A 26,916-nucleotide genomic window follows, 5' to 3' on the forward strand; every position below is an offset into this window, starting at 1 on the left:
AAGCGGCGGAGGCGGCTGCTGGGGATATCCCGTTTGAGCAGGGACTGCGTGGCGGGGAGCCTGGGCCCGCCTGCCGTCCTGTCCCGATGGCCCATGCGCCTCGGCCGCCCGACGTCCTGGCTCACTGCGAAAACGGTCAAAGAATCCCACGCGCCCACCTCTTTCGATCACACGCACGATCAGCGGCTCGAGAGGCCGCGTGAATGCGATCAACAAGCACCACTGAACACTAGCCCCGAACGCCTTTGTCTGACCGTTCGAGCGATCACCTCGTTATCAACTTGAACCACAATTACGGACAGGATGAAAAACCAAATAAGGAAGACTCTCCAGCGCTTTTCATGTCGTCAGCGGGGGTTCGCGGCACCGAGCACGGGACGCTCGGCATGCTTGGGCGTGACCATGACGCCGGAGATTCGGCTGGCGAGCGCGAGGACGGCCGGGGATGCGCCGGGCGTGCGGGCCGTGGCCCGTACCAGTTCGATCTTCCCGGCCTGCTCATACGCTTCCGGGTTGGCCGCGAAGAAGGCGTCGACGAGCTCATACGCGACCCGGCCACGGTCGCTGACCGGGTGTCCGTTGGCCCGCGCCCACTCCCGGATCGCCAAGCTGATGTCACGCCCGTAGGCGAGCCGGGTGACGCGGAGTGGAGTGAAGTCGTCATCGGACATGATCGGAAACTACCGATGTTCTCAACGCCTGACAACGGATCGATCTCCGACTGCGGGATCACGGCTCTCGGGCCATGTCCTTTACAGCGTAGATTTCCAGCTGTCGCCCCGGAGGTGTAGTCAGGAACGCGATCTCGTCGGGACCCAGCCGTCGGTGGCGCTGCGTCCCTGTACTACACGAGGAAATTCCAGCAGGTCGGTTGTTCCCGGGAACGGGACGCGCTCGATCCCGAGCAGACCCACTTGTCGTCTCGGGTCCCTTATCCGTGGTTTACGGGAACGATGTCCTTGCCCAGCGGCATCAGCGAGATCGGGATCATTTTGAGGTTCGCGATCCCCAGCGGGATGCCGATGATCGAGATGAACAGCGGGATCGCGGTGGCGATGTGCCCGATCGCCAACCAGATCCCGGCGATGAGCAGCCAGATGACGTTGCCGAGCACCGACCACGCGCCGGCGGACGGCTTATCGGCGACGGTCCGGCCGAACGGCCACAGCGCGTAGCCCGCGATCCGGAACGACGCGATGCCGAACGGGATGGTGACGATGAGGACGCAGCAGATGATCCCCGCCACGACGTAGCCTAACGCGAGCCACAGGCCGGCGAAGATCAGCCAGATGACATTAAGGACGGTGTTCATAGGGCTAACTGTCCCACCCGGCCGGACTCAGCAGGTAGTGGAGGCTCCGGGGGGCAGATCGGGGTCAGACGATCGAAAAGCCGGATCCTCGCTCTTAGGATCCGGCCGCTGACCTGGGAAAATATGGTGGGCGATACTGGGATCGAACCAGTGACCTCTTCGGTGTGAACGAAGCGCTCTCCCGCTGAGCTAATCGCCCGGGACGACCGGCGCCTTGCGGTGCCGACGGGGAAAACCATACCGCACCATCGGGGGTGCTGGCGAAAGGACGCCCGTCGCGGAGGAGGTTCCCCGGACCGCCCCCGGCGTGACGGTCTGGTGGCATAGCATCGTGATACTTCATGCTCGACCGATACGCACCACCTACCCGCAACGACGGCGCAAGGAAGGCCACATCGACGCGCAAACCAGAGGTAAGTATGTGCCTGTCAGCGATGTATGAGCAGGTAGATGACCGAATGTCAAGCTGTGATGTGCGTTACAGAAGGGCCTGGAGGCGGAATCTTTCCTACAGGTCTCATCGTTCGCCTCGTAGCACGAGCAGCGGACGGAGCCCGTCCGAGCAGCGAAAGCCCCGGTCAGGGGACCCGACGACGAAGAGGTTTGGCTGACGATGAACAGCACCAGCGTCTCTGCCGAGCTGGGCCTTCGGCTTGTGGTCCCCGACCGTACGACCGTCCCGCTGCTCGCCGGGCTGAGCTACACCGCGGACGACCCGTACGCCATCCGGATGGCGTTCCACGTGGGGAACGACGAACCGGTCGAGTGGATCTTCGCTCGCGAGTTGCTGACGGTGGGCATCGTGCGTCGAGTGGGAGATGGGGACGTCGAGGTCTGGCCGGCCCGCTCCGACCGGGAGCGATCGCTGCACATCAGCCTCACCTCCCCCTTCGGGCAGGCCCTGTTCGAGGTGCCGCTCGCCCCGCTGACCGAGTTCCTGCACCGCACCTATGAGCTGGTCCCGGCCGGCCGCGAGACCGACTTCATGGATCTCGACGAGGAGCTCGGCAACATGCTCTGGAGCTCCTAGCTTCCAAACCGTTACGAAACTCGCCCGCATCGTCCTCTCGCGCCGCATAGCCTCCGAAGTGGATCATCTCTTCCCTCCGGAGGGCGCGCGATGAGTCGACCGAGGCCGTTGATCGCACTGGCCGGGCTCCTCCTCATGACCGCCGCCTGCACCACGGCCCCGCCTTCATCCCAGCCTCCATCGCAACCCCCGTCCCAGCAATCGGTCCCACCCTCGACGGACGAGATCAAGCACAGCGCGAACATGAAGCTGGTCGCCAACGTGCCGCTCGATCCGCCGTTCGACGGGCCGAACGCGTGGGGCACCGATCTGGCTTTCCAGGGCGGCTACGCCTTCGTCGGCAACTTCGAGGGCTTCACGATCCACGACATCAGCGACCCGACGCAGCCGAAGGTGACGGCCCGGGTGAAGTGCCCCGGCGGGCAGAACGACATCTCGGTCTCCGGCGACCTGCTGTTCGTCTCGGTCGACATGGCCCGCAGCAACGACACCTGCGAGAGCGGCAGAGGCTCGTTCGCCGACACCAACTGGGAGGGCATCCGGATCTTCGACATCTCGGACAAGGCTCGCCCCCGCTATGTGAAGTCCGTGCAGACCGATTGCGGCTCGCACACGCACACGATCGTTCCGGGGAAGCAGGCGGACCGCCTCTACCTCTACACGTCCTCCACCGGGCAGCCCGAATCCGCGATCTGCCCGGCGCCGCAGGGCATCTCCATCGTCGAGGTGCCGGTCCAGAATCCCGAGGCCGCCCGGGTCGTGGCCAAGCCCCGGCTGTTCAAGACCTGCCACGACGTCACCTCCTACCCGGAGAAGGACCTGGCCGCCGCGGCCTGCATCGGCGACGGCTGGCTCCTCGACATCTCCGACCCGGTGAAGCCGCGGGTGCTCCAGCGGATCACCGACAAGGTCAACTTCTCCATCTGGCACTCGGCGACGTTCAACGACGCCGGAACCAAGATCGTCTTCAGTGACGAGCTGGGCGGCGGCGCGCAGCCGACCTGCAGTTCGCCCGACGAGCGCACGAAGGGAGCCGCCGCCATCTACGACCTCACCCCGGACCGACGGCTGGAGCTACGCGGCTACTACAAGATCCCACGGCTGCAGGGGCCGACGGAGAACTGCGTCGCCCACAACGGGGCGCTGATCCCCGTACCGGGCCGGGACATCATGGTCCAGGCCTGGTATCAGGGGGGCGTCTCGGTCTGGGACTTCACCGACTCCCGACGTCCGCGGGAGATCGCCTTCTTCGAACGCGGGCCGCTGGACCCCAAGCTCCAACTCGGCGGGTCCTGGTCCGCCTATTACTACAACGGCTACATCTACTCCAGCGACATCACCAAGGGTCTCGACGTCCTGCGCCTCGACGACCCGATCACCGATCCCGCCGAGTCCCTGCGACTGACCGAGCTCAACGCCCAGACCCAGCGGTCGTACGGCGGAGCCTGAGCGATCAGGGATCGAGGTCGGCGGCCGACCGCTCGGCGAAGGCCTTCATCGCCGCCAGCGTGATCGGGCCGGGGGCCTGGGGCAACGCCGTGCCGTCCACCATCCGGATCGGTTGGATGTTGCGGGTCGTGGAGGTGAGGAACGCCTCCTGTGCCTCGTGCAGCGCGGAGATCGGCACGTCGACCTCCTCGCCGCCGCACCATTCCAGCGTCAGCGCCCTGGTGACCCCGGCCAGGCAGCCCGAGGCGAGGGTGGGGGTGATCAGGCGTCCGCCGGTCACGATGAAGATGTTGCTGCCCGTGCCCTCGCAGAGGTTCCCGGTCAGGTTCTCGAAGATCGCCTCACTGGCGCCGCGCTCCTTGGCGTAGGCGAGGGCCTTGGCGTTGTCGCCGTACGACGTGCTCTTGACCCCGGCCAGCGCGCCGCGCTCGTTACGCGGCCACGGCACGACGGCGACGTCGGCGGTGGCGGGGAACTGCTTCTGCTCGCCCACGATGACGATCGTGCTCGGACCGGCGGCGCCCCGGTCGGAGCCCAACGGGCCCGGCCCGCTGGTGTAGGTGATCCTGATCCTGGCCAACGGCCACTTCGGCGCGGCGGCCAGGCAGCGGCGTACGCCGTCGGCGATCGCGCCGAGGTCCGGGTCGGGCAGGTCCATCCGCTTGGCCGACAGAGCCAGGCGGTCCAGGTGCCGGGTCAGGGCGAAGGACTCCCCGTGCGTCGCCTTGACCGTCTCGAACACCCCGTCGCCGACCATCAGCCCGTGGTCGTAGACCGAGACCACGGCCTTGTCCGGCTCGTACAGCTCCCCGTTCACCCAGATGGGTACCGACATCTCCCTCTCCGTTCTCGCCCTCACGGCCCGCCCCCCGAAGCGAGCCCGATCAGCCGGGCGGCCTTCAACTCGGTCTCCTGCCACTCCAGCCCGGGGTTGGAGCCCCATGTGATGCCCGCACCCGTGCCGAAGCAGATCATGTCGTGCTCGACCCAGAATGTGCGGATGCCGACGGCCAGCGCCGCCTGCCTCCGGTCGGCGTCGACCCAGCCCACAGCCCCACAGTACGGCCCCCTGGGCTGTGGTTCGAGCTCATTGATAATGCGCAGCGCCGAGGACTTCGGTGCGCCGGTCACCGATCCGGGCGGGAAGGTGGCGGCGAACAGCTCCGGCCAGCCGGCTCCGCGCAGCAGCCGCGCCCGGACCGTCGACACCAGGTGGACCAGGCCGGGATGCTCCTCGATCTCGAACAGCGAGGGCACCGAAACGCTGCCCACCTCCGCGACCCTGCCGAGGTCGTTGCGGACCAGGTCGACGATCATCAGGTTCTCGGGGTAGTCCTTGTCGAGCAGGTCGCCGGCGGTGGCTCCGGTCCCCTTGATCGGCCTGGACTCGATCACGTCGCCGTGCCGTGACAGGTACAGCTCCGGCGAGGCCGACACGACGGTCAGGCCGGGCACGTCGATCACGGCCGCGTGGGGGGCGGGGTTGCCCTCCGCCAGCCGTACGGCGAGGCCGAGCGGGCCGGCCCGCCCGCTCCCGGGCAGCGGCGCGGACAGGACCCGGCACAGGTTGGCCTGGTAGACCTCGCCGCGCTCGATGTGGTCCCTGATCCGCTGGACGCCGCGTTCGTAGCCGTCCTGGTCGAGCGAGCTGCGCCAGGCCGTACGGTCCGGCCCGTTCCAGGGGGTCGCGGATCGGGGCAGCGGCGCGCGGCGCACGTCGTCGAAGCGCGCACAGGTGACCTTGCCCTCGTAGGAGACGACGACCGCCCACCAGCCGGCCCCGTCTAAGGCGGCCAGGTCCGTGGTCACCTCCCGCAATCCGGTGGCCAGGAAGCCCCCGATGTGGGCGAAGGAGTCGTGCACGGATCCCATTCTCTCAGCGCGGCCCGGGGTCTCGGCCCGGCGTCTCGGCGCGGAGCGACTCCAGCAGGGCGGCGGCGGCCGGCAGGGGCGTGGTGCGCGGCAGCGCCGCGTAGACAGTGCGGCGCGGCGCGAACTCACCGAGCGGGCGCAGCGCCAGGTCGCCACGGACGGCGGATACGGCCAGGGCCGGCACGAGGGTCACGCCGAGCCCGGCGGCCACATATCCCAGCTTGCCGGTCCACTCCGCGATCCGAATGTCGACGCGCGGAGTGAAACCGGCCTTGGCGCAGGCGGCGGCGAGCATGGTGAGACGGCCGGGCGGCGTCCCCTCGATCCAGCTCTCGTCCCGCAGATCGCGCAGGTCGACCACCTCGGCGTCGGCCAGGCGGTGATCGGCGGGAAGGGCGACGAGCAACTCGTCCTCCATCAGCGGGGTGATCTCCACGTCCTCGGCCGGCCCGAGCCCGGACGGGTAGTCGCTCACCACCGCGACGTCGATCTCCGCGCGCCGCAGGGCGTCGATGAGCGTGCCGCTGAGCCCCTCCACGATGCCGACGGCCACCTCCGGGCGGGCCTTCCGGAAGGCCCGCAGCGCGTTGGGGACGAGCACGGCATTGGCCGTCGCGAACGCCCCGACCCGCAGCCGCCCGCCGGTCCCGTGGTGGATCGCGGCCAGTTCCTCCCGGGCCCGGCCGAGTCGTTCCAGGACTTCACGGGCATGCCGGCGCAGCGCCTGACCGGCCGGCGTGAGCCGTACACCGCGGGGAAGCCGCGCGAAGAGCGGACCACCGGCGGTCACCTCGAGCGAGGCGACCCGCCGGGAGACGGCCGACTGCGTGTAGTTCAGCTCCAGGGCGGCCGCCGTGAACGACCCGGTGCGGGCGATGACGTCGAGCAGAAGCAGCGCGTCGGTCTCAAACATGAGAGAATCGTATGGCTTCCATGCCATCCAGTCGTTGGTGGAATGGGTCAGCCGCCCCGGCCTGATGATCGAGGTCGAGGTGGCGGCGGCGACTGACGTCAGGCCAGCGGGCCGGTGACGGACTCGGCGGCGGCCGGCACCGAGCCGTCGGCGACGAGCCGGACAACCGCCTCGATCTCCGGGGCGAGGAACCGGTCCGCGCCCGGTCCCGCCACCGCCTCGCGCAGCAGCGCCACGACCGAGCCGGTACCGGGGGCGGGCTCGTGCGGCCGGCGCAGATCGATGGCCCGGGCGGCGGTCAGGATCTCGATCGCCAGCACCCGGGTGAGGCCGTCCAGGGCCCGGCGCAGCTTGCGCCCGGCGGACCACCCCATCGAGACGTGGTCCTCCTGCATCGCGGAGCTCGGGATCGAGTCGACGCTGGCGGGCGCGGCCAGGCGCTTGAGCTCGGACACGATCGCGGCCTGCGTGTACTGGGCGATCATGTGCCCGGAGTCCACGCCCGGGTCGTCGGCCAGGAACGGCGGGAGGCCGTGGCTGCGCGCGACGTCCAGCATCCGGTCGGTCCGCCGCTCGGCCATCGACGCCACGTCCGCGACCGCGATGGCCAGGAAGTCCAGGACGTACCCCACGGGGGCGCCGTGGAAGTTGCCGTTGGACTCCACCCGCCCGTCCGCGAGCACCACCGGGTTGTCGATGGCGCTGGCCAGCTCCCGCGAGGCCACGAGTGCGGCGTGGGCGACGGTGTCGCGGGCCGCCCCGGCGACCTGGGGGGCGCAGCGCAGCGAGTAGGCGTCCTGGACGCGTGTGCAGGAGCCGTCCCGGTGCGAGGCCATGATGCCCGAGTCGCGCAGCAGGGCCCGCATGTTGGCCGCGGCGGCGGCCTGGCCCGGGTGCGGGCGCAGCGCCTGCAGGTCGGCCGCGAACACGTGGTCGGTGCCGAGCAGGGCCTCCACGCTCATGGCCGCGCCGATGTCGGCGGTCTTCAGCAGACGGGTCAGGTCGTCGATGGCGAGCACGAGCATGCCCAGCATGCCGTCGGTGCCGTTGATCAGGGCCAGCCCCTCCTTGGCGGCCAGCTCGACGGGCTCGATGCGGCATTCCTTCAGCACGTCCGCTGCGGGCCTGACCTGCCCGCCGGCGTCACGGACGACGCCCTCCCCCATGATCGTCAAAGCGACGTGCGCCAGTGGGGCGAGGTCGCCCGAGCAGCCCAGGCTGCCGTACTCGTGGACCACCGGCGTGACGCGGGCGTTGAGCAGCGCCTCCAGCACCCGCGCGGTCTCCGGGCGGACTCCCGTGTGCCCGGTGGCGAGCGTGTGCAGCCGCAGCAGCATCAGCGCCCGCGTCACCTCGGTCTCCACCTCCGGGCCGGAGCCGGCCGCGTGGGAGCGGACCAGGCTGCGCTGGAGCCGGGCCCGCATCGACGGCTCGATGTGCAGGGTCGCCAGGGCTCCGAATCCGGTGGACACGCCGTAGGCGGGGGTCTCGGCCCGCGCGAGCTCCTCCACCCTGCTCCGGGACGCGGCCATCTTCGCGATGGCGTCGTCGGTCAGCCGTACGGCCGTGCCGTACCTGGCGACCTGGACGACGTCGGTGAAGGACAGCGGCTCTGGCCCGACCGCCACGACCTCGTTGTCGCGCATCTTCCAACTCTCTCGCACCGGGGGAAGTCATCTGTTGTAACCAGCGTATCGGAGGTTGGGTCCTTACTTCGCGGCACGATTTGGGGAGCGGACGGGAATTGGATAAGGTGCTCTGCGTGAGTCCGGCTCACGGACGACACGCGGAAGTGGCTCAGTTGGTAGAGCATCACCTTGCCAAGGTGAGGGTCGCGGGTTCGAATCCCGTCTTCCGCTCGCGGCTACACCTGGTGGAGTGGCCGAGAGGCGAGGCAGCGGCCTGCAAAGCCGTGCACACGGGTTCAAATCCCGTCTCCACCTCTTGAGGGCGATTAGCTCAGCGGGAGAGCGCTTCCCTGACACGGAAGAGGTCACTGGTTCAATCCCAGTATCGCCCACCACGAAGTCCCACATCAGAGGCCGGATCCCAAGACCGCGGATCCGGCCTCTCGATCGTTTGACTGTCACGCTTCATCCTGGCGGTGTCGTTGGAATGGTGCCGACGGCCCGATGCCGCCGGTGGGCGAGCGCCAGGACGAGCAGTCCGAGCAGCGCCGTCCAGACGGCGGCGAGCAGCCAGCCCGCCACGACATCGGTGAGCCAGTGCACGCCCAGGTAGACGCGGCTGGCCCCGACGCCCAGCGCCCACAGCCCCGGCACGGCGAGCAGCACGGGACGTGCCCGCCCGCGCACGCCACGCGCGATCCCGACGGTGAGGACGACGGCGGTGATCACGGCGGTCGTGGTGTGTCCCGACGGCATGGCGAACCCGCTCGCGGTCCAGGCCCAGTCCACCGAGGGCGGCCGTGGCCGGTGAAGGCCGACGGCGAGCACGAAGCGCACGATCTGGCCCAGGCCGAGAACGGCCACACCCGCGAGGGCGCCGCACCACCGGATGCGGCGGCAGGCCAGTAGACCGCCCGCCGCCGCGAAAACGTAGGCCGCGAATCCGGTGCCGGACGTGGTCACCACCACCGCGACGTTCACCGCGACGCGCCCGCGGTGGGTGAGCGCCCAGCGATGGGCGTCGACGTCCACCGGGTAGGGCGCTCCGTGCCGTTCCACGGTCGCCACCGCCAGCACGGTGAGCAGCACCGCGGACAGCACGGCGAATCCCGCCAGCACGTGTACCGCCCGGCGCCGCGGGCCTGGATGTCTGTCTTCGCCGTCCACCACCCCAGCATCCCGCCCAGCATCCCGCCCGGCTTCGTCATCAGGCGAGGATCACGCGAAGAGGCCCGCGAGGGCGTGGCCTCCGGCGGCGGCCAGGACGCCGAGGAACAGGCTGCCGACGGCATTGAGCCCGGCTTCCCGAGCCGATCCTTCCTCAAGCAGGCGCATGGTCTCGAAGCCGAAGGTGCTGAAGGTGGTGAGCGCCCCGCAGAAGCCGGTCCCGGCAAGCGCGACCACCCCCTGCGGCAGCCCCAGGCCGGATCTCGCGCCGAGCAGGAATCCGAGGATGAGCGACCCGACGATGTTGACCGTGAGGGTGCCCCAGGGGAAGACGTTGTCGTGGCGACGCTGGACGAACCGGTCGATCAGGTAGCGCGCGGGCGCGCCGACGGCTCCGCCGAGGAAGACGAGCAGGAGGGTCATGAGGCCGTCTCCGCCGCCGGTTCCTTCCCCTGCCGTACGGGCAGGCCGGCGATGGTCCGGGCGAGGACGATGCCGGCCCAGACGGCGGCCAGTCCGACGATCAGGCTCGCGGAGGTGTACATGGCGACCGGCGTCCAGGCCGCGCGGGATACGAGGTCGACGATCTCCGCGGTGAAGGTGGAGAACGTGGTGAATCCGCCGATGAAGCCGACCCCGAGGAAGGGCCGCGCATAACGGCTGGGCGGCCACACGTCCAGGACGAACACCATCAGGGCGCCGAGCGCGAAGCAGCCGATGGCGTTGACGAGGAACGACGCCCACGGGAAGGCCCCGGGCTGTACGGGGATCGCCTGGCCGGCCAGGTAACGGGCGAGGCTGCCCAGGCCGCCGCCTGCCGCGATCATCGCGAGGATGTCCCAGGTCCGTCTGCGACCTCTCGGAAAACGCGACGCCGGTGGCCGGAAGGCATCCCGTTCCGGATGAGCGCGTTCATCGCGGACATCTACGTCGGGGTCGATGGGCAGGTCGCCTGAGGATTCGTTCAACCGGCGTCGGCGCATCGGTCCTCCTTGGGATGAGCTGATGAAGGCACGCAAGGGTGGACCGTTGTGGCATCGGACGGTGAAGGGTCACCAGACGATGAGAACGGAGCAGTGGGCGTGCCGACCCCCATGTTCCGCCCTCCTCCGAAACGACAAAAGCTCCCGACGTGTCGTCAGGAGCCATCAGCCGTCAGTGGCGGTTCGGGCGGCAGTGGATGGAGTGATCGAAGAATGTCGCCCCGGCGGGATCCATCGCCGTACGGATCAGTCTAGGCGTACGGATTCGCGAATCGTCAATCCCCACGGGGGCACGATGACTGATTCCGGAGGGATGTTTCAGGAGGTGAATGTGCTCGCGTGAGCGAGATTCTCAAGCATCTGATGGCGGACTACCCTTGAGAACGAAGAGCATGCGGCGGTGGGGCCCGCGCCGTCGACCATGGGGCGTTCCGGCTCCGCCGACGGTCCCTGGCCTCGAATGTTTGACTCTGCAGGAGGAGGCAGCCCGGTTGACCGAGCTGATCCGGACACTGGAGAGCCACGAGCCAGGCCACGGAAGCCGATGACGCAGGGGAAGGAGCCGGAGGTGAAACTGCGTGGTCATGCCAAGAGACTGATGATCTTTATCGGGGAGACCGATCAGTACCGGCATCGGCCGCTGTACGCCGAGATCGTGCACCGGGCGCACAAGATGGGCCTGGCCGGGGCGAGCGTCTTCCGCGGCGTGGAAGGCTACGGCGCCTCCTCGCTCATCCACACCAGCCGCCTGCTGTCGCTGAGTGAGGACCTGCCGGTCGCCATCGTCATCGTCGACACCCGGGAGAAGATCGATGCCTTCCTCCCCGAACTCGACGAGATGGTCGCCGAGGGCCTCGTCCTCGTCGACGAAGTCGAGGCCCACCGCTACACCGACCAGCACGGAAGCCGCGTTCACTCCTCGCGGTGGCGCCCATGGCAGTCCGCCGGATGACACGCGGACCGCAGTCCCGCGTCGGCTCGTCCAACTATGCCCGCAACCATTCGGCGTCACGCCCATGGCAGGCGAGACGTACGATTCTCGGGTGACCAGCAGACCCGTCTCGGCGCAGCGTCTGCGCGACCTCGCGCTGCTGCGCCGCGTCCGTGACCGCATCGACCGGGAGTACGCGCAGCCGCTGAACGTCGAGGAGCTCGCCCGCGGTGCGAACATGTCGGCCGGCCACCTCAGCCGCGAGTTCCGGCACGCCTACGGCGAATCGCCGTACAGTTACCTGATGACGCGGCGCATCGAACGCGCGATGGCGCTGCTGCGCCGCGGTGACCTCAGCGTCACCGAGGTCTGTTTCGCGGTCGGCTGCTCGTCACTGGGCACTTTCAGCACACGCTTCACCGAGTTGGTCGGTGTGCCGCCCAGCGTCTATCGGCGCGAGGCGACGGGTGCGACGGCGGGCATGCCCTCGTGCGTCGCGAAACAGGTGACCAGGCCGATCAGGAATCCGATCAGGAATCGAGAAGCGCCGGTCGGCGAGCCGCAGCTAGCGTGACCGTCATGGACATCACCATTCACTCGGCTTTCCTCCCCCACGACGATCCGGACACCGCTCTGGCCTTCTACCGCGACACGCTCGGCTTCGAGGTCCGGGGCGACGTCGGCTACGGAGGGATGCGCTGGATCACGGTGGGCCCCGTCGGCCAGCCCGGTACGTCCGTCGTCCTGTATCCGCCGACCGCAAGCCCCGGCATGACCGACGACGAGCGCCGCGTCATCGCCGAGATGATGGCCAAGGGCACCTACGGCATCATCACTCTGGCCACCACCGACCTCGACGGCACCTTCGAGCGGCTGCAGTCCGGCGACGCCGAGGTCGTCCAGGAGCCGACCGAGCAGCCGTACGGCATCCGTGACTGCGCCTTCCGCGATCCCGCGGGCAACCTCATCCGCATCAACGAGATGCGCTGAGCCGTCCGCGCCGACGACGGAGAACCAGACGTACCGTTCGAGGCTGGTCGGATCGAACGGGCGACACCGACGGAGACCGCGAGGCGGTCCCGTCCGACAGACGTTCAAGATGTTCAACAGATGTTCAAACGACGTTCAAACGATGGAGACAGGGTGAGCATGGCCACGAGGACGGATGAACAGCCGTCTGTGCCGCACGCTGCGGACAGCCACGATCTGATCCGCGTGCACGGCGCGCGCGTGAACAACCTCAAGGACGTCAGCGTCGAACTCCCCAAGCGCCGGCTGACGGTGTTCACCGGCGTCTCCGGCTCGGGCAAGAGCTCCCTGGTGTTCGACACGATCGCCGCGGAGTCGCAGCGGCTGATCAACGAGACCTACAGTGCCTTCATACAGGGCTTCATGCCGACGCTGGCGCGGCCCGAGGTCGACGTACTCGATGGGCTGACGACCGCGATCCTCGTCGACCAGCGGCGGATGGGCGCCGACCCCCGCTCCACGGTCGGCACCGCCACCGACGCCAACGCGATGCTGCGCATCCTGTTCAGCCGGCTCGGGCAGCCGCACATCGGCTCGCCCCAGGCGTTCTCCTTCAACGTCGCCTCAATCAGCGGAGCGGGCGCGGTCACACTCGAGCGCGGCGGGAAGACCGTGAAGGAGCGGCGCGACTTCAACATCACCGGCGGCATGTGTCCACGTTGCGAAGGCCGGGGGTCGGTCACCGACTTCGACCTGTCCCAGCTGTACGACGACGGCAAGTCGCTCAACGAGGGCGCGCTCACGATCCCCGGCTACAGCGTCGACGGCTGGTACGGCCGCATCTTCAGCGGCTGCGGCTTCTTCGACCCGGACAAGCCGATCCGCGAGTTCACCAAGAAGGAGCTCCACGACCTGCTCCACAAGGAGCCGACCAAGATCAAGGTCGACAACGTCAACCTGACGTACGAGGGCCTGATCCCGAAGATCCAGAAGTCGTTCCTGTCGAAGGACGTCGACGCGCTGCAGCCGCACGTCCGCGCCTTCGTGGAGCGGGCGGTCACCTTCACCGCCTGTCCCGACTGCGACGGCACCCGGCTGAGCGAGGCGGCCCGGTCGTCGAAGATCAAGGGGCTCAACATCGCCGACGCCTGCGCGATGCAGATCACCGACCTGGCCGAATGGGTCCGTGGCCTGGACGAGCCGTCGGTGGCGCCGCTGCTCGGCAAGCTGCTGCACGCCCTCGACTCGTTCGTGGAGATCGGGCTGGGCTACCTCTCGCTCGAACGGCCGGCGGGAACGCTGTCGGGCGGTGAGGCGCAGCGCGTCAAGATGATCCGCCACCTCGGCTCCTCGCTCACCGACGTCACCTATGTCTTCGACGAGCCCACGATCGGGCTGCACCCCCATGACATCCAGCGGATGAACCGGCTGCTGCTGCGGCTGCGGGACAAGGGCAACACGGTGCTCGTCGTGGAGCACAAGCCGGAGGCGATCGCGATCGCCGACCACGTCGTCGACCTCGGCCCCGGCGCCGGTACGGCGGGCGGCACCGTCTGCTTCGAAGGCACCCTCGATGGGCTGCGTGCCAGCGGCACGCTGACCGGGCGGCACCTGGACGACCGGGCCGCCCTCAAGGAGAAGGTGCGGACACCCACCGGCACGCTGGAGATCCGCGGCGCGACGGCGAACAACCTGCGCGATGTCGACGTCGACATCCCGCTCGGGGTGCTCGTCGTCGTCACCGGCGTCGCCGGCTCCGGCAAGAGTTCGCTCGTGCACGGGTCGATCCCCGCCGGCGCTGATGTGGTGTCGATCGACCAGGGCGCGATCCGCGGTTCACGACGGAGCAACCCGGCGACCTACACCGGACTGCTCGACCCGATCCGCAAGGCGTTCGCGAAGGCCAACGGCGTGAAGCCGGCGCTGTTCAGCGCCAACTCCGAGGGCGCCTGCCCCGGTTGCAACGGCGCCGGCGTCATCTACACCGATCTGGCGATGATGGCGGGCGTCGCCACCATCTGCGAGGAGTGCGAGGGCAGGCGCTTCCAGGCATCGGTGCTGGAGTATCACCTCGGCGGCCGCGACATCAGCGAGGTGCTCGCGATGTCGGTGACCGAGGCCGCGGAGTTCTTCGGCGCCGGCCAGGCGCGCACCCCGGCCGCGCACGCCATCCTCGGCCGGCTCTCCGACGTCGGGCTCGGCTACCTCAGCCTCGGTCAGCCGCTCACCACGCTGTCCGGCGGCGAGCGGCAGCGACTCAAGCTGGCCACCCACATGGCCGCGGACGGCGGCGTCTACGTCCTCGACGAGCCGACCACCGGCCTCCACCTCGCCGACGTCGAGCAGCTGCTCGGCCTGCTCGACCGGCTCGTCGACTCCGGCAAGTCGGTCATCGTCATCGAGCACCACCAGGCGGTCATGGCGCACGCCGACTGGATCGTCGACCTCGGCCCCGGCGCCGGCCACGACGGCGGCCGGATCGTCTTCGAAGGCACACCCGCCGACCTCGTCGCCGCCCGCTCCACCCTCACCGGCGAGCACCTCGCGGCCTACGTCGGCCGATGATCAGGACTCGGGTGCGGCGGACAGCCGGTCGAAGAGTTCCAGCGCGGCCTTGCGGACGTCCTCCGGTGTGAGGCCGTCCAGGGTGGTCCGCGCCTGGTCGGCGTCCCGGGTGGTGGCGCACGTGATCGCGACGGATCTGGCCGCGGCGTGGTGGAGCGACCCGGCGGGCGCGCGGTCGGCCAGCTCCTGGGCGCTCGCGGCCAGATCGAGATTGTCCCTGCTGAACGAACCGGTCAAGGCGATCTCCCTGAGGTCGTGGCGGCTGTGCCCATTATTCCGCGACACCTCCGTCACCATGCGTGATCCCTCACAACGACGCCCTTCGTACATCCGTCAGGAACTCCTCGACCGCCTCTCGATCTGGAAGCTCCGGCAGCGTGCTTTCGGCCGCACCGATCTCGGCCAGCAACCCGTCACGCCACCCGCACACTTCGCCCCAATCCAGATCGCCGTTCCGTACGGCGAGCAGGCGGTCGCGGTGCTCACCGACCTGGACCAGCGGCTCACCATGACGGACCAGGTGCAGGCCGCTGAGCAGCAGCCGGATCACGTGCATGGCCGCCTTCCTCTGCCGAGGACGGCCGAAGTCGGACCAGCGGAACAGCCGCTCCGCGTAGCCGACGAACGTCTGCTCCGCCCTTCGGGGCAGGAACGCCCGCCGGATGGACAGCAGACGATCACCTACCGAGGTGGAACGCTCAATCAACGGCGACCACAGGCATTCCAGGACCGTGGGGTTCGCCCGGAGCGCGAGCAGGCAGAAACGCTCGATCTCCCAGGAGAACTGCTCGGGCAGCGGTCCCTCGACATGCGTCGGCGGCTTGTCCAGGCGCCAGAACAGCTCCGTCGGAGTCACGAACACGCCCCGCCGGTCGACGTCGGAGCCGTCGACGGCCAGGCCGTACGCGCGCGAGCCCGTCACCACGGACAGCACCGTCCACTGTGGCATCTGGAGCTCCATGGTTCATAAATCTTGCCATGAGCCCCGTCCCGGTCAATCCGTCACGTGGTAGGTGGCACCGGTCCTGGTGGTCCAGATGAGATAGCCGGGGCGGACCTGCTGGACCCGGACCCCAGGGATGGTGCCCTTGATCCGGTGATGGCGACGGTGGAGGGCGGCGAGGTTGCCGTAGGCAGTTGGCCCGCCCCGGTCGTAGGGGCGGGTGTGATCCAGGTCGGCGTGCCAGGCCGAGCGGTTGCACGAGGGGGCGCGGCAGGTGGCGTCCCGGGCCCAGACCTTGGCCTGCATCCGGGCCGAAGGCCGATATCCGGCCTCCGGCGGCGGCACCCGGTCGACCTCGCGGACGGCCTTGCGCACCCGCAGTTCCTGTTGTTGCGGAGCTTGATCGAGGTAGAGCTCGGCGTGCAGGAGGATCCGCCCGGCCGGGTCACGGGTGGCGACCCAGCGACGGGCATGCGGGATCAGCTCCTGTGCCTGGGCGGCGGTGACCAACCCGAACCTCTGTAGCTGTCCGGGCAGTTCCTCATCTCCGGCATAGGCGGCGTACGGCAGCGTCAGCCAGTACGACCGCCGTCCGGACAGATCCGCGTCCGCGGCCCAAGACGGCCCCAACCCCGCCAATCGCAGCCCTGCCAGCCCCGCCTCGGCCAGTCCCGTTCCCGCCGACTCCCTTGTTGGGCCGGTCTGCCCTGGACTGACACCGTGAGCCTCCGGCCCTTCGGAATCTCGTAGGTCTGCGAGGTTGTCCGGGCTCTGCGGTTCTCTCAGTACCACGTCGGTGGCATCAGGCATCGGGGCGCTGGGCCAGGGGACGTCCTCCTCCCCAGTCGGCCACCCCGCAGTTGTGTCACCGAACGTCCACTCCATGCTCGTCGCCCAGCCGTCGCCATCGATCGGGAAGCCGCCGTGGTGTTCCTCTCCCGGCCGGCAGGGGTGGGCCGCTTGATCCGGACGCGGTCCACCGGGGCTGTCCCCGACGGAGCCATCGCCGCCGAAACCGTGTTCATGCGAGCCATCACCCTCGGGTTCGGGCCCCTCACCGCCCGAGGCGTGGTCGTCCCGGTAGCCGCCCCCGTCATCCGCGTCAGAGCCGCCCGGGTCGCCATCGCGGAATGTGCTGCCACGGGAACTGCTGGAGGGCATGGGCGATGGGTCGTTGTCGGAGGCGATCGGGCCGAGCCGTTCGGGGTCATGGCCCAGCAGCAGGGCGTAGGCGATGATCAGCCGCAGCCGCTCGACGGGACGGGCATCACCGTTGTCGCGGGCGGCCCTGGCGAGCGCGTCCACCCGGGAGGATGCCGCCAGCGCCCATCCCACCGGGGACCCGATCAGCGCCAGCGTGGCACTGCCGTCGTCCTGGTTACGCCACACCCGCAGATGCGCGCGGTTCTCCGCCTCCCGGCGCTTCTTGTCCGCCAGGTCTGGGGCGGCTTCCACCGCCAGCCGGTTGACCCTGGCACGCAACTGGGCGGAGGTCAGTTCCCCGGCGACGGGCAGCACCTGAGCCTGCACCACCCTGGCCTGCTCGTCGGCGAGCAGAGCGGTGCCGTTGACCAGCACCAGCACCTTGGGCACGTCCACCAGCCCCGCCCGCAACAACGCGAGCATCTCCGGAAAACGGCCCGTGAGCGTGGTGCCCAGCCGCACCAGGCGCGCGGACGTGCCCTCGGTCACCCGCAGTTTGGCGGCGATCTCCTCCACCACGCACACCCGGTGCAGTTCTTCGAGATCTCGCGAGGCCGGCAGAATCCGTCCGTCCTCACCGCGCACGGGCCGGTTGTACAACTCCACGGCCGCGATCATCTGCACCGCCTCGGCCCAGGAAGCCACCCGCCGTGCGGCCTCCAGCACGTCAAAGATGTACGAGTCGGGTAGTTGAGCGAACCGGGGCAGGGCGGCTTCGATCTCCGCGGCGGCCCGGCCTCCCGGGCGCATCCCCGCCACCACGCAGAACGGGCCCTCCGGCCAGGCCAACGGCGGCACCTGACCCTCGCCAGGCTCCCTACCAGACCCATCAGCCGGTCGGACATCGGTGGATTCGACCGTGCCCGCCTGGGTGCCCACGCCCGACCGCGCCCCGGGAAGGAATCCCGGGACCACCTCCGCGATCGCGAGCATCCACTCCGGCGCACCGTCCAACGGATCCTCGACCGGATCCGCCCATGCCTCCTCGTCCGGCACCGCGGAATCGTCCCACCGCACCATCGGCTGAGAATCGAGCGAATCGGAGCAGGACACCGGCAGTTGGGACCCAACCTTCAGGCTCATCCGACGCCCCCTTCCCCTCGCCCTCTCCTGCCCCAATTATGTCCAACACTCTCCGAAAATACGAACGAACAAAACCGACGAACATGGGTATTTCACAACAGTTTTCGAAGATTTTTTCCAATCACGTCGGTCGTACGGGCAGCTCCGTCTGGGCCCGGTCCTCATCGTCATCGAAGTGAGCCCGGGTTTCCCCCACATGCGGCCGTGCCCTTCTGGGATGATCCCGATGAAAATCTCATCGGACGTCGAGAGACCGTGACTGATGCCCCCCATTGACCAGATAACAACCTTCGTTTCCGATCACCCGATCGAAACGGTCATCATCTCCGTCTTCGCCCTCATCCTGCTGGCCCTGGCCTTCTTCGCGCTGCGCGCGGTCTTCCGCGTGGCGAGCCGGATCCTGCGCGGCTGGGCCGTCGGCCGCCCCGCCGAGGACATCCTGACGATCATCGCCGCCAGCATCGCCACCGGCGTCTCCGCCCAGGGCATGTGGCGCTTCTCCGGCGACGTGCTCGGCTTCGACGGCCCGCTGCGGCTGCTCCTCTTCGCGTTCATCGAAGTCGCCGTGATCACCAGTGCCGTACGGGCCCGCCGCAACATGCGCGAGAACTTCTCGGCCGGCATCGACGGCATCGCCGTGTGGGCGCTCACCTGCCTGTCCGCCGTGCTGTCGAGCATGGACGCCCGCAGTGTCGCCGAGGCCGTGTTCCGTCTCGCCGCGCCGCTCGTGGCCGCCTGGCTGTGGGAGCGGGGCATGGCGATCGAACGGCACCGCATCACCGGCCGCTCCCGCATCAACTGGCGGATCACCCCCGAGCGGATGCTGGTCCGCATCGGGCTGGCCGAGGCCGGCGACCGGACCACGAGCGAGGTGGACGCCCACCGCAGGCTCACCCGGGTGGCCCTGGCGGCCAAGCGGGCCCGTGCACTGCGCGAGGCGGGCGCGTCGGACCGCAAGATCCGCAAGGCGCTCGCCGAGCTCGACAAGGCGATGGACCGCGCCGTCGAGCACACCGGCCTCGCGGTGGACGAGAAGCGGCAGGAGGCGCTGCTCTCCCAGATCGGCGCGCTCTACAACACCTCCGCCCTGATCGACCTCAGCCCACCGGTGCCGTGGGCTCCCGAGCAGCCGCAGGCCGGCGGAGGCGGGGCGGTCGCCGCTCCCCCGGCGGCCCTGCCGGGATCCCGGGTCACCTATCTGGTCGACGACGAGGACGACGAGCACCGTCCCGCCGACCCCGCCCCGCCCGTCGTGGACACGGCCGAGCGTGCGGCGCGGATCCGCGCCGCACGGCAGTACTGGGACCAGCAGATCGAGCGCAGGTACGTCCCCCGGGCCGCGGACATCGCCCAGGAGGTCGGCATCCCCCTCGCGACGGCGAAGAAGTACCGCGCACTGTGGAAGTTGGAGCCCCAGGCACACGCGCTGCTGGAGGCGGCCTACCGGGAGCACGGCATCATCGACACCGGAACGTTCCCGGCCATCGAGGTGCCCGAGCCCGTGCTCACCGTGAACGGTTCGGCCCCTAACGGGAACTGAGGTCGGCGGCGACCTCGGCCGCGGTCGCCAGGTCGGCGGCGAGCGCGTGACGATCGTCGGCCGTCAGTTCCATGGCGCCGACCTCGGTGAGCAGCGCCGCCGCGGCGTCACGGTCACCGGTGCGCAGCCGCAACTCGGCGAGGTAGACCAGCGCGGGCAGGCGCTGGGCGGGTGGGGCGTCGGCGTGCCGGGCGAGGCCGGTCTCCAGCACGCGGATCCCCGCCGCCTCGTCGCCGTGAGCGTCGGCCTGACGTGCGGCGGCGGCCATCACACGCGCCAGCCTGCCCTCCGACGGATCCGGCCCGTCACGGGTGTCCGCGCTCCTGCTGATCCGCAGCCAGTTCCCGCCGGGATCGACGACCGTGAATCCGCCCGGGGTGCCCTGCCTGCGCCGCGGCCGGGTCATCCGCGGGATCCCGGACACCGGGATCTTGCCGAAGGCGGCGCGCAGGCCCGCGGCGAACGCGTCGTACAGCGCCTGTGTGTCGGGGACGAGCACGACCACGCTGCCCATGGAGTCGGCGGGATCGAACTGGGGCACGCCGAAGAAGTGCAACTCGATCCCGCCCCGGCGGACGGCGGCGTACGGATTGGGGCGCTCCTGGCGATAGGTCACCTCGAACCCGAGCGCGGTGTAGAAGGGCAGGACGTCGTCGAGGTGCCGGCAGGGCAGGCCGGGGATGACGGTTTCGGTGCTCATACCGAAACATTCTGAGCGCGCCGTCAAGAGATCGAGTCGTCCCGTTCCGGCATCTGAACACGCCTCAGTGCTTCGGTCCCCGTAGGTATATGACTAGAGGCATGGACAAGGCAGATATCGGAGTGACCGGGCTGGCGACGATGGGGCGCAACCTGGCGAGGAACTTCGCCCATCACGGCCATGTGGTCGCGGTGCACAACCGTACCCAGAACCGCACCACCGCCTTCATGGACCAGCACCGTGACGAGGGCGCCTTCCTGGCGGCCGGCTCGGTCGAGGAGTTCGTCGCCTCCCTGCGGCGCCCCCGCAAGGCGATCATCATGGTCAAGGCCGGGGCGCCCACCGACGCCGTGATCGAGGAGCTCGCCGCCCACATGGAGCCGGGCGACATGATCATTGACGGTGGCAACGCTCTCTACGCCGACACCCGGCGCAGGGAGGCCGCCCTGCGGGAGCGGGGCCTCCACTTCGTCGGCGCCGGGATCTCCGGCGGCGAGGAGGGGGCGCTCAACGGCCCGAGCATCATGCCGGGCGGCGCTCCGGAGGCGTACGAGACGCTCGGTCCGCTGCTGGAGGACGTCGCCGCGAAGGTCGACGGGACGCCGTGCTGCGTGCACGTCGGCCCCGACGGGGCCGGGCATTTCGTGAAAATGGTGCACAACGGCATCGAATACTCCGATATGCAGCTCATCGTGGAGTCCTACGACCTGCTCAGGCAGGCACTCGGGCTCAGTCCGCAGGAGCTGGCCGACGTCTTCCGAGAGTGGAACCGGGGCGACCTGGAGTCGTACCTCATCGAGATCACCACCGAGGTGCTCGGCCACACCGACGCGGCGACGGGCCGGCCCTTCGTCGACGTCGTGGTGGACCAGGCCGAGCAGAAGGGCACCGGCCGCTGGACCGTGCAGAGCGCGCTCGACCTCGGCGTGCCGGTGACGGGCATCGCCGAAGCCGTGTTCGCCCGTGCCCTGTCCGGCCACCCCGACCAGCGGACGGCCGCCCGCTCGCTCGCCGGCCCGCAGGAAAAGGGCGCCGCGGACGGCGCCGACCTGGTCGAAGACGTGCGGCGGGCGCTGTACGCCTCCAAGATCGTGGCGTACGCCCAGGGCTTCGACCAGATCGCCGCGGCGAGCGCGGAGTACGGCTGGAGCATCGATCCGGGCGCCATGGCGACCATCTGGCGGGGCGGCTGCATCATCAGGGCACGATTCCTGGATCGGATCCGGGAGGCGTACGAGGCCCGGCCGACGCTGCCGACGCTGCTGGTCGACCCCACCTTCGCGGCCGCCCTCGCCGACGCCCAGGTCTCCTGGCGGCGCGTGGTCGCGACGGCGGCGACGATCGGCGTTCCGACGCCCGGGTTCTCCTCGGCGCTCGCGTACTACGACGCGCTGCGGCGGGACCGGTTGCCCGCGGCGCTCCTGCAGGGCCTGCGTGACTACTTCGGCGCCCACACCTACCGCCGGGTCGACCGCGAGGGCGCCTTCCACACGGACTGGTCGGGCGACCGGGTCGAGCGGCCCGCCTGATCTCCGGCCATCGGGTACGCGTACGGCTCACGCCCCGCCGGGCATGAGCCGTACGTGACGTGACCGGCGGCCGTCACTCGGCGGCGGCCATCGCGGCGGACTCGGCGGACTCGCCGCCCGGCTCGCCGTTCTGGTCGTTCTGGCCGTCCCGGCCGCTGCGCAGCGGCACGTGCTTGATGAAGGCGGCGATCACCGGGACGAGTGCGGCGAACAGGACCGACCACAGGAAGACTGAGCCGATCGCGTTGGCGAGCGCCTCCAGGAACCCCGCCTTGACCGGCGGCGGGAGCTGCTCGAGAAAGCTCTTCTCGATATGGCCGCCTCCGGCGCCGGCCACGGCGGCCGCCTCCGGGCCGAGCTTGGCGGTGATCTCATCGGCCAGACGGTTGTTGAAGACCGCGCCGAACAGCGAGATGCCGAACGACCCGCCGATGGAGCGGAAGAAGGTGGCGGCGCTGCTGGCCACACCCATGTCCTTCTGCTCGACGCTGTTCTGCGCGATCAGCATGGTCGTCTGCATCAGGAAGCCCATGCCGAGGCCGAGAACGCCGATGAACACGCCGGTCTGCCACAGCGGGGTGTGCACGTCCTGGAATGCCAGCAGGACCATGCCGACCGCCATGATCGCCCCGCCGATCACCGGGAAGCTCTTGTACCTGCCGGTCTGCGTGATCGCCTTGCCGACGAACAGTGACACGACCATGGACGAGGCCATCATCGGGAGCAGGAGCATCCCGGAGTTGGTGGCCGTGGCGCCCTGCACGATCTGCTGGAACATCGGCAGGAACGTGATCGCGCCGAACATCGCGAAGCCGAGCAGGAAACCCAGCACGTTGATCAGCGCGAAGTTCCGGTCGCGGAACACGTGCAGGGGCATGATCGGCTCGGCCGCCCGCCGCTCGACCGGGATGAACAGGGCCAGCGCCACGACCGCCAACCCCGCGAGCCCGAGGATCTGCCAGGAGCCCCAGGGGTAGCCGTGCTTCTGGCCGCCCCACGACGTGATCAGCACGATCGCGGTGATGCCCACCGTGAGCACGGCCGCGCCGGACCAGTCGATGCGGTGCTCGGTGCGGTGCTTGGGCAGGTGAAGCTTGAGGATCAGCCAGATCAGCGCCACCCCGCCCAGCGGGAGGTTCACGTAGAAGGCCCAGCGCCAGTTCAGGTGGTCGGTGATGAAGCCGCCGACGAGCGGGCCCGCGATCATCGCGAGCGACATGATCGCGGCCATGATGCCCTGGTACTGCCCGCGCTCGCGTGGCGGCACCAGGTCGCCGACGATCGCCATCACCCCGACGATGAGCCCGCCGGCGCCGAGGCCCTGCACCGCCCGGAACGCGATCAGCTCGATCATGCCGCCGTCGGTGCCGCCGAACAGCACCGAGCCGGCCATGCCGCACAGCGCGGAGCCGACGAGGAAGATGACGATCGAGCTCAGGAAGATGTTCTTGCGTCCGTAGAGGTCGCCGAGCTTGCCCCAGATCGGGGTCGAGACCGTGGTGCCCAGCACGTACGCGGTGGTGACCCAGGTGAAGTAGTCCAGGCCCTGCAGTTCGCCCACGATCCTCGGCATGGCGGTGCCGACGATCATGTTGTCCAGCATCGCCAGCATCATCGCCAGCAGCAGGCCGGGTAAGACGATCATCACTTCCCGGGACCGGCCGGCGGGTGCGGCCGAGGTCTCCGTCATGGTGGGTGCCCCCTATTTTAAGAAACTTTGCTTACTTGCCGACCGGCTAGTTACCAGCGTTACGGTATTGTCCTTACTTGCCGGCCGTCAAGTTGAATTAAGGAACCAAAGCAGGCATGGGTGCACAGTCAGACACGCGGTCGCGTATCCAGGATGTCGCCATCCGGCTCTTCACCGAGCAGGGATACGAGGCCACCTCGCTGCGGGAGATCGCCGAGGCCCTCGGCGTGACCAAAGCGGCACTTTACTATCACTTCAAGTCCAAAGAAGACATCATCGCCAGTCTCATCGAGGATCACACCCAGGCACTCGATGAGCTGATCGACTGGGCGCGCCGGCAGCCCGCGACCCCGGAGACCCGGCGGGAGGTGATCCGGCGCTACGCCGGGAAGATGACGGGTGGACGCCACCATGAGGTGATGCAGCTCATGCAGCGCAACCAGGCGGCGCTGCACAGCATGCGCAAACCCGAGCGGGTGCGTGAGCGGATGGCCGAGCTCCTCGATGTGCTCACCCGGCCCGAGGATCCCCCGGCGACCCGGCTGAGGCGCGCGATGGCGCTGTTCACGCTGCACGCCGTCTGGTTCGCCCTGCCCGACGACGACCTGACGCCGCGGCAGCGCATGGAGGCGGCCCTCGAAGTCGCCGTGGAACTCGCCGACGCCGCCGATCAGGGTCGAACCAGTGGGACGGCTTCGGCAGGATAGGAGGTGTGAGCGAAAGCATGAGCCTGATCCGGCGCCTCCCCTCTGACCCCGAACCCGACTCGCTGTTCGACACGTTCGTGGCCTGGAACGCCGAACGCGGGCTCACGCTCTATCCGGCCCAGGAGGAGGCGCTGATCGAGGTCGTCTCCGGGAACAACCTGATCCTCGCCACCCCGACGGGGTCGGGCAAGAGCCTGGTCGCCGCCGGAGCTCATTTCGCCGCGCTGGCCAAGGACGAGGTGAGCTTCTACAGCGCGCCCATCAAGGCGCTGGTCTCGGAGAAGTTCTTCGACCTGTGCGCCCTGTTCGGCACCGAGAACGTCGGCATGATGACCGGCGACGCCTCGGTGAACGCCGACGCCCCGATCATCTGCTGCACCGCCGAGATCCTCGCGCAGATCGCGCTGCGGGACGGCGCCGACGCCGACGTCGGCACAGTGATCATGGACGAGTTCCACTTCTACGCCGAGCCGGACCGCGGCTGGGCCTGGCAGGTGCCGCTGCTGGAGCTGCCGCAGGCCCGGTTCGTGCTGATGTCGGCCACCCTCGGCGACGTGGAGCGCTTCGAGAAGGATCTCACCCGCCGCACCGGCCGCCCCACCGCCGTGGTCAAGCACGCCGAGCGCCCGGTCCCCCTGCTGTACTCCTACCGGGTGACGCCGCTGCACGAGACGCTGGAGGAGCTGCTCGCCACCCAGCAGGCCCCGGTGTACGTCGTCCACTTCACCCAGGCCGCCGCGATGGAGCGGGCCCAGGCGCTGATGAGCATCAACATGTGCTCGAAGGCGGAGAAGCAGGCGATCGCCGAGCTGATCGGCAACTTCCGGTTCACCACCCGCTTCGGCCGGGCGCTGTCCCGGCTCGTACGGCACGGCATCGGCGTCCACCACGCGGGGATGCTGCCCAAGTACCGCCGGCTGGTGGAGCGGCTGGCCCAGGCGGGGCTGCTGAAGGTGATCTGCGGCACCGACACCCTGGGCGTCGGGGTCAACGTCCCCATCAGGACGGTCCTGTTCACCGCGCTGTCGAAGTTCGACGGCAACCGGGTGCGGCGGCTGCGGGCGCGGGAGTTCCACCAGATCGCCGGGCGGGCCGGCCGGGCCGGATTCGACACTGTCGGCTACGTCGTCTGCCAGGCCCCCGATCACGTCGTCGAGAACGAGCGGGCCCTGGCCAAGATCGGCGACGATCCGAAGCGGCGGCGCGGCTACGCGCGCAAGAAGCCGCCGGAGGGCTTCGTCGGGTGGAGCGAGGAGACGTTCGAGAAGCTGCAGGCGGCCGAGCCGGAACCGCTGACGTCCCGGTTCAAGGTGAGCAACGCCATGCTGCTGGCCGTGATCAACCGGCCGGGCGACTGCTTCCAGGCGATGAAGCGGCTGCTCACCGACAACCACGAGGACCGCAAGGCCCAGCGGCGGCACATCAGCCACGCGATCGCCATCTATCGCTCGCTGCTGGCCGGCGGCATCGTGGAGACGCTCGAGGAGCCCGACGAGCACGGCCGCCGGGCCCGGCTCACCGTCGACCTGCAGGAGGACTTCGCGCTCAACCAGGCGCTGTCGACGTTCGCGCTCGCCGCGTTCGAGCTGCTCGACGCCGAGTCCCCGACGTACGCGCTGGACCTGGTCTCGATCGTGGAGTCGACGCTCGACGACCCGCGCCAGATCCTGCACGCCCAGCTCAACAAGGCGCGTGCCGAGGCCGTCGCGCAGATGAAGGCCGACGGGATCGAGTACGAGGAGCGCATGGAGCGCCTCGCCGAGATCACCTACCCGATGCCGCTGTCCGATCTGCTCTTCGGGGCGTACGAGACCTACCGGCAGGGTCACCCCTGGGTCGGCGACCACACGGTCAGTCCCAAGACGATCGTGCGCGACATGTACGAGCGGGCCATGACGTTCACCGAGTACATCCAGTTCTACGAGCTGGCCCGCTCGGAGGGGACGGTGCTGCGCTACCTCGCCGACGCGTACCGGACGCTGTCGAAGACGGTCCCCGAGCACCTCAAGACCGGTGACCTGCTCGACCTGATCGAGTGGCTCGGCGAGATGATCCACCAGGTCGACTCCAGCCTGATCGACGAGTGGGAGAAGCTGGCCAACCCGGAGGCGGCGCTGGAGGCCGCCGACGAGCTGGAGGCCAGGACCAGGCCGGTCACCGCCAACACCCGCGCCTTCCGGGTGCTGGTGCGCAACGCGATGTTCCGCCTGGTCGAGCTCGCCGCCCTGGACCGGGAGGAGGAGCTCGTCGAGCTCTACCCCGACTTCGACTGGGGAGCCGCGCTCGACGCCTACTACGAGGAACACGACGAGATCGGCACCGGACCCGCCGCCCGGGGCCCGGCCCTGCTCCTCATCGAGGAGGAGAAGGAGCTGTGGCGGGTACGTCAGATCATCGACGACCCGGCGGGCCACCACGACTGGGGCATCAGCGCCGAGGTCGACCTGGCCGCCTCCGACGAGGAGGGCCACGCCGTGCTCCACATCACCGGCTTCAACCGGCTCTGACCGCCGCATCGCCGATATGCAGCTCTGATCAGCGGATTCGCGGTCAACGAGGATGCGCCGGGCGACGCGTTCAAATGTCCTGTCCGCAGCCCCGTCACTTTGGTGGGGATTGTCCTGCCCACGTCGGGGCGGCGACTCAGAAACCTACGCCGTGAAGGGCGCGGGCGAGGAACCGCACGAATCATGGCGGGCCCG

At 69.2% G+C, this 26,916-nt stretch carries 24 protein-coding genes and 4 tRNA genes; 13 read left to right on the top strand and 15 right to left on the bottom strand.

Going from position 1 to position 26,916, the window contains the following annotated elements:
• Positions 1 to 347: 347 nt before the first annotated feature.
• The 3 genes from ACFHYQ_RS16885 to ACFHYQ_RS16895 form a co-directional block, all read right to left on the bottom strand.
• Positions 348 to 671: an Lsr2 family DNA-binding protein gene (locus tag ACFHYQ_RS16885; protein WP_394302102.1), complete on the bottom strand. Its 324-nt coding sequence runs from the start codon at positions 669 to 671 to the stop codon at positions 348 to 350.
• Between the two features lie 260 nt (positions 672 to 931).
• Positions 932 to 1,312, bottom strand: coding sequence for a YccF domain-containing protein (locus tag ACFHYQ_RS16890; protein WP_394302103.1), 381 nt, complete (start codon positions 1,310 to 1,312; stop codon positions 932 to 934).
• A gap of 124 nt (positions 1,313 to 1,436) precedes the next feature.
• Positions 1,437 to 1,511, bottom strand: a tRNA-Val gene (locus ACFHYQ_RS16895).
• A 414-nt stretch (positions 1,512 to 1,925) separates the two neighbouring features.
• On the opposite strand from ACFHYQ_RS16895, the gene ACFHYQ_RS16900 reads away from it, so the two are divergent.
• A complete protein-coding gene (locus ACFHYQ_RS16900) occupies positions 1,926 to 2,342 on the top strand; it encodes an SsgA family sporulation/cell division regulator (RefSeq protein WP_394302104.1) in 417 nt (138 codons plus the stop codon).
• A gap of 90 nt (positions 2,343 to 2,432) precedes the next feature.
• Positions 2,433 to 3,791, top strand: a complete 1,359-nt coding sequence (locus ACFHYQ_RS16905) for an LVIVD repeat-containing protein (RefSeq protein ID WP_394302105.1) — start codon at positions 2,433 to 2,435, stop codon at positions 3,789 to 3,791.
• Positions 3,792 to 3,795: 4 nt separating this feature from the next.
• On the opposite strand, the gene ACFHYQ_RS16910 is transcribed toward ACFHYQ_RS16905, so the two are convergent.
• From ACFHYQ_RS16910 to hutH, 4 genes are all read right to left on the bottom strand, one after another.
• A complete protein-coding gene (locus tag ACFHYQ_RS16910) occupies positions 3,796 to 4,626 on the bottom strand; it encodes an aminotransferase class IV (RefSeq protein WP_394302106.1) in 831 nt (276 codons plus the stop codon).
• 20 nt (positions 4,627 to 4,646) lie between these two features.
• On the bottom strand, positions 4,647 to 5,663 hold the full coding sequence (locus tag ACFHYQ_RS16915; RefSeq protein ID WP_394302107.1) for an anthranilate synthase component I family protein: 1,017 nt from the start codon (positions 5,661 to 5,663) through the stop codon (positions 4,647 to 4,649).
• Positions 5,664 to 5,667: 4 nt separating this feature from the next.
• Positions 5,668 to 6,576 (bottom strand): LysR family transcriptional regulator, encoded by a 909-nt coding sequence (locus tag ACFHYQ_RS16920; protein WP_394302108.1) that lies wholly within the window; start codon positions 6,574 to 6,576, stop codon positions 5,668 to 5,670.
• A gap of 98 nt (positions 6,577 to 6,674) precedes the next feature.
• Positions 6,675 to 8,222: a histidine ammonia-lyase gene (hutH, locus tag ACFHYQ_RS16925; RefSeq protein ID WP_394302109.1), complete on the bottom strand. Its 1,548-nt coding sequence runs from the start codon at positions 8,220 to 8,222 to the stop codon at positions 6,675 to 6,677.
• A 140-nt stretch (positions 8,223 to 8,362) separates the two neighbouring features.
• Here hutH and ACFHYQ_RS16930 point away from each other — a divergent pair.
• The 3 genes from ACFHYQ_RS16930 to ACFHYQ_RS16940 all read left to right on the top strand — a co-directional run bounded on the left by ACFHYQ_RS16930 (position 8,363) and on the right by ACFHYQ_RS16940 (position 8,599).
• Positions 8,363 to 8,435: transfer RNA gene (locus tag ACFHYQ_RS16930), tRNA-Gly, on the top strand.
• 13 nt (positions 8,436 to 8,448) lie between these two features.
• Positions 8,449 to 8,519 (top strand) — tRNA-Cys (locus ACFHYQ_RS16935).
• 5 nt (positions 8,520 to 8,524) lie between these two features.
• Positions 8,525 to 8,599, top strand: a tRNA-Val gene (locus ACFHYQ_RS16940).
• A 70-nt stretch (positions 8,600 to 8,669) separates the two neighbouring features.
• On the opposite strand, the gene ACFHYQ_RS16945 is transcribed toward ACFHYQ_RS16940, so the two are convergent.
• The 3 genes from ACFHYQ_RS16945 to crcB (ACFHYQ_RS16955) are packed head-to-tail and all read right to left on the bottom strand — an operon-like array spanning position 8,670 to position 10,354.
• Positions 8,670 to 9,371 carry a phosphatase PAP2 family protein gene (locus ACFHYQ_RS16945; RefSeq protein ID WP_394302110.1) on the bottom strand — a complete coding sequence of 234 codons (702 nt, stop codon included), beginning with the start codon at positions 9,369 to 9,371 and terminating at the stop codon, positions 8,670 to 8,672.
• Between the two features lie 51 nt (positions 9,372 to 9,422).
• Entirely contained in the window at positions 9,423 to 9,794 is a 372-nt protein-coding gene (gene crcB, locus ACFHYQ_RS16950; protein WP_394302111.1) for a fluoride efflux transporter CrcB, read from the bottom strand.
• Complete coding sequence (gene crcB, locus ACFHYQ_RS16955; RefSeq protein WP_394302112.1) at positions 9,791 to 10,354, bottom strand: fluoride efflux transporter CrcB; 564 nt, start codon at positions 10,352 to 10,354, stop codon at positions 9,791 to 9,793. The genes crcB (ACFHYQ_RS16950) and crcB (ACFHYQ_RS16955) overlap by 4 nt, the downstream gene beginning before the upstream one ends.
• A gap of 568 nt (positions 10,355 to 10,922) precedes the next feature.
• Between crcB (ACFHYQ_RS16955) and ACFHYQ_RS16960 the strand changes: the two genes are divergently transcribed.
• From ACFHYQ_RS16960 to ACFHYQ_RS16975, 4 genes are all read left to right on the top strand, one after another.
• Positions 10,923 to 11,306 carry a DUF190 domain-containing protein gene (locus ACFHYQ_RS16960; RefSeq protein ID WP_394302113.1) on the top strand — a complete coding sequence of 128 codons (384 nt, stop codon included), beginning with the start codon at positions 10,923 to 10,925 and terminating at the stop codon, positions 11,304 to 11,306.
• 64 nt (positions 11,307 to 11,370) lie between these two features.
• The gene (locus tag ACFHYQ_RS16965) at positions 11,371 to 11,859 is read left to right on the top strand and encodes a helix-turn-helix transcriptional regulator (protein ID WP_446746300.1); all 489 of its coding nucleotides are present in this window, start codon (positions 11,371 to 11,373) and stop codon (positions 11,857 to 11,859) included.
• A gap of 5 nt (positions 11,860 to 11,864) precedes the next feature.
• On the top strand, positions 11,865 to 12,275 hold the full coding sequence (locus ACFHYQ_RS16970) for a VOC family protein (protein WP_394302115.1): 411 nt from the start codon (positions 11,865 to 11,867) through the stop codon (positions 12,273 to 12,275).
• A 159-nt stretch (positions 12,276 to 12,434) separates the two neighbouring features.
• Positions 12,435 to 14,819 carry an ATP-binding cassette domain-containing protein gene (locus ACFHYQ_RS16975; protein WP_394302116.1) on the top strand — a complete coding sequence of 795 codons (2,385 nt, stop codon included), beginning with the start codon at positions 12,435 to 12,437 and terminating at the stop codon, positions 14,817 to 14,819.
• Here ACFHYQ_RS16975 and ACFHYQ_RS16980 read toward each other — a convergent pair whose 3' ends face one another.
• From ACFHYQ_RS16980 to ACFHYQ_RS16990, 3 genes are read right to left on the bottom strand one after another with little or no spacing between them, the layout of a single operon-like run.
• Complete coding sequence (locus ACFHYQ_RS16980) at positions 14,820 to 15,104, bottom strand: hypothetical protein (RefSeq protein WP_394302117.1); 285 nt, start codon at positions 15,102 to 15,104, stop codon at positions 14,820 to 14,822.
• A gap of 22 nt (positions 15,105 to 15,126) precedes the next feature.
• On the bottom strand, positions 15,127 to 15,768 hold the full coding sequence (locus tag ACFHYQ_RS16985) for a nucleotidyltransferase domain-containing protein (RefSeq protein ID WP_394302118.1): 642 nt from the start codon (positions 15,766 to 15,768) through the stop codon (positions 15,127 to 15,129).
• Between the two features lie 45 nt (positions 15,769 to 15,813).
• Entirely contained in the window at positions 15,814 to 18,048 is a 2,235-nt protein-coding gene (locus ACFHYQ_RS16990) for an HNH endonuclease signature motif containing protein (protein WP_394302119.1), read from the bottom strand.
• 262 nt (positions 18,049 to 18,310) lie between these two features.
• On the opposite strand from ACFHYQ_RS16990, the gene ACFHYQ_RS16995 reads away from it, so the two are divergent.
• The gene (locus ACFHYQ_RS16995; protein ID WP_394302120.1) at positions 18,311 to 19,588 is read left to right on the top strand and encodes a hypothetical protein; all 1,278 of its coding nucleotides are present in this window, start codon (positions 18,311 to 18,313) and stop codon (positions 19,586 to 19,588) included.
• Here ACFHYQ_RS16995 and ACFHYQ_RS17000 read toward each other — a convergent pair.
• Entirely contained in the window at positions 19,575 to 20,288 is a 714-nt protein-coding gene (locus ACFHYQ_RS17000) for a bleomycin resistance protein (RefSeq protein ID WP_394302121.1), read from the bottom strand. The genes ACFHYQ_RS16995 and ACFHYQ_RS17000 overlap by 14 nt on opposite strands.
• 101 nt (positions 20,289 to 20,389) lie before the next feature.
• On the opposite strand from ACFHYQ_RS17000, the gene gnd reads away from it, so the two are divergent.
• The gene (gnd, locus tag ACFHYQ_RS17005; RefSeq protein ID WP_394302122.1) at positions 20,390 to 21,817 is read left to right on the top strand and encodes an NADP-dependent phosphogluconate dehydrogenase; all 1,428 of its coding nucleotides are present in this window, start codon (positions 20,390 to 20,392) and stop codon (positions 21,815 to 21,817) included.
• 73 nt (positions 21,818 to 21,890) lie between these two features.
• Here the strand turns inward: gnd and ACFHYQ_RS17010 are convergent, their stop codons facing one another.
• Complete coding sequence (locus ACFHYQ_RS17010) at positions 21,891 to 23,507, bottom strand: MDR family MFS transporter (RefSeq protein ID WP_394302123.1); 1,617 nt, start codon at positions 23,505 to 23,507, stop codon at positions 21,891 to 21,893.
• Positions 23,508 to 23,623: 116 nt separating this feature from the next.
• Between ACFHYQ_RS17010 and ACFHYQ_RS17015 the strand changes: the two genes are divergently transcribed.
• Positions 23,624 to 24,214, top strand: a complete 591-nt coding sequence (locus ACFHYQ_RS17015) for a TetR/AcrR family transcriptional regulator (RefSeq protein ID WP_394302124.1) — start codon at positions 23,624 to 23,626, stop codon at positions 24,212 to 24,214.
• A gap of 17 nt (positions 24,215 to 24,231) precedes the next feature.
• Complete coding sequence (locus ACFHYQ_RS17020) at positions 24,232 to 26,721, top strand: DEAD/DEAH box helicase (RefSeq protein ID WP_394302152.1); 2,490 nt, start codon at positions 24,232 to 24,234, stop codon at positions 26,719 to 26,721.
• Positions 26,722 to 26,916 lie beyond the last annotated feature (195 nt).

This window comes from Sphaerimonospora cavernae (genome assembly GCF_042435035.1).
GTDB lineage: Bacteria > Actinomycetota > Actinomycetes > Streptosporangiales > Streptosporangiaceae > Sphaerimonospora > Sphaerimonospora cavernae.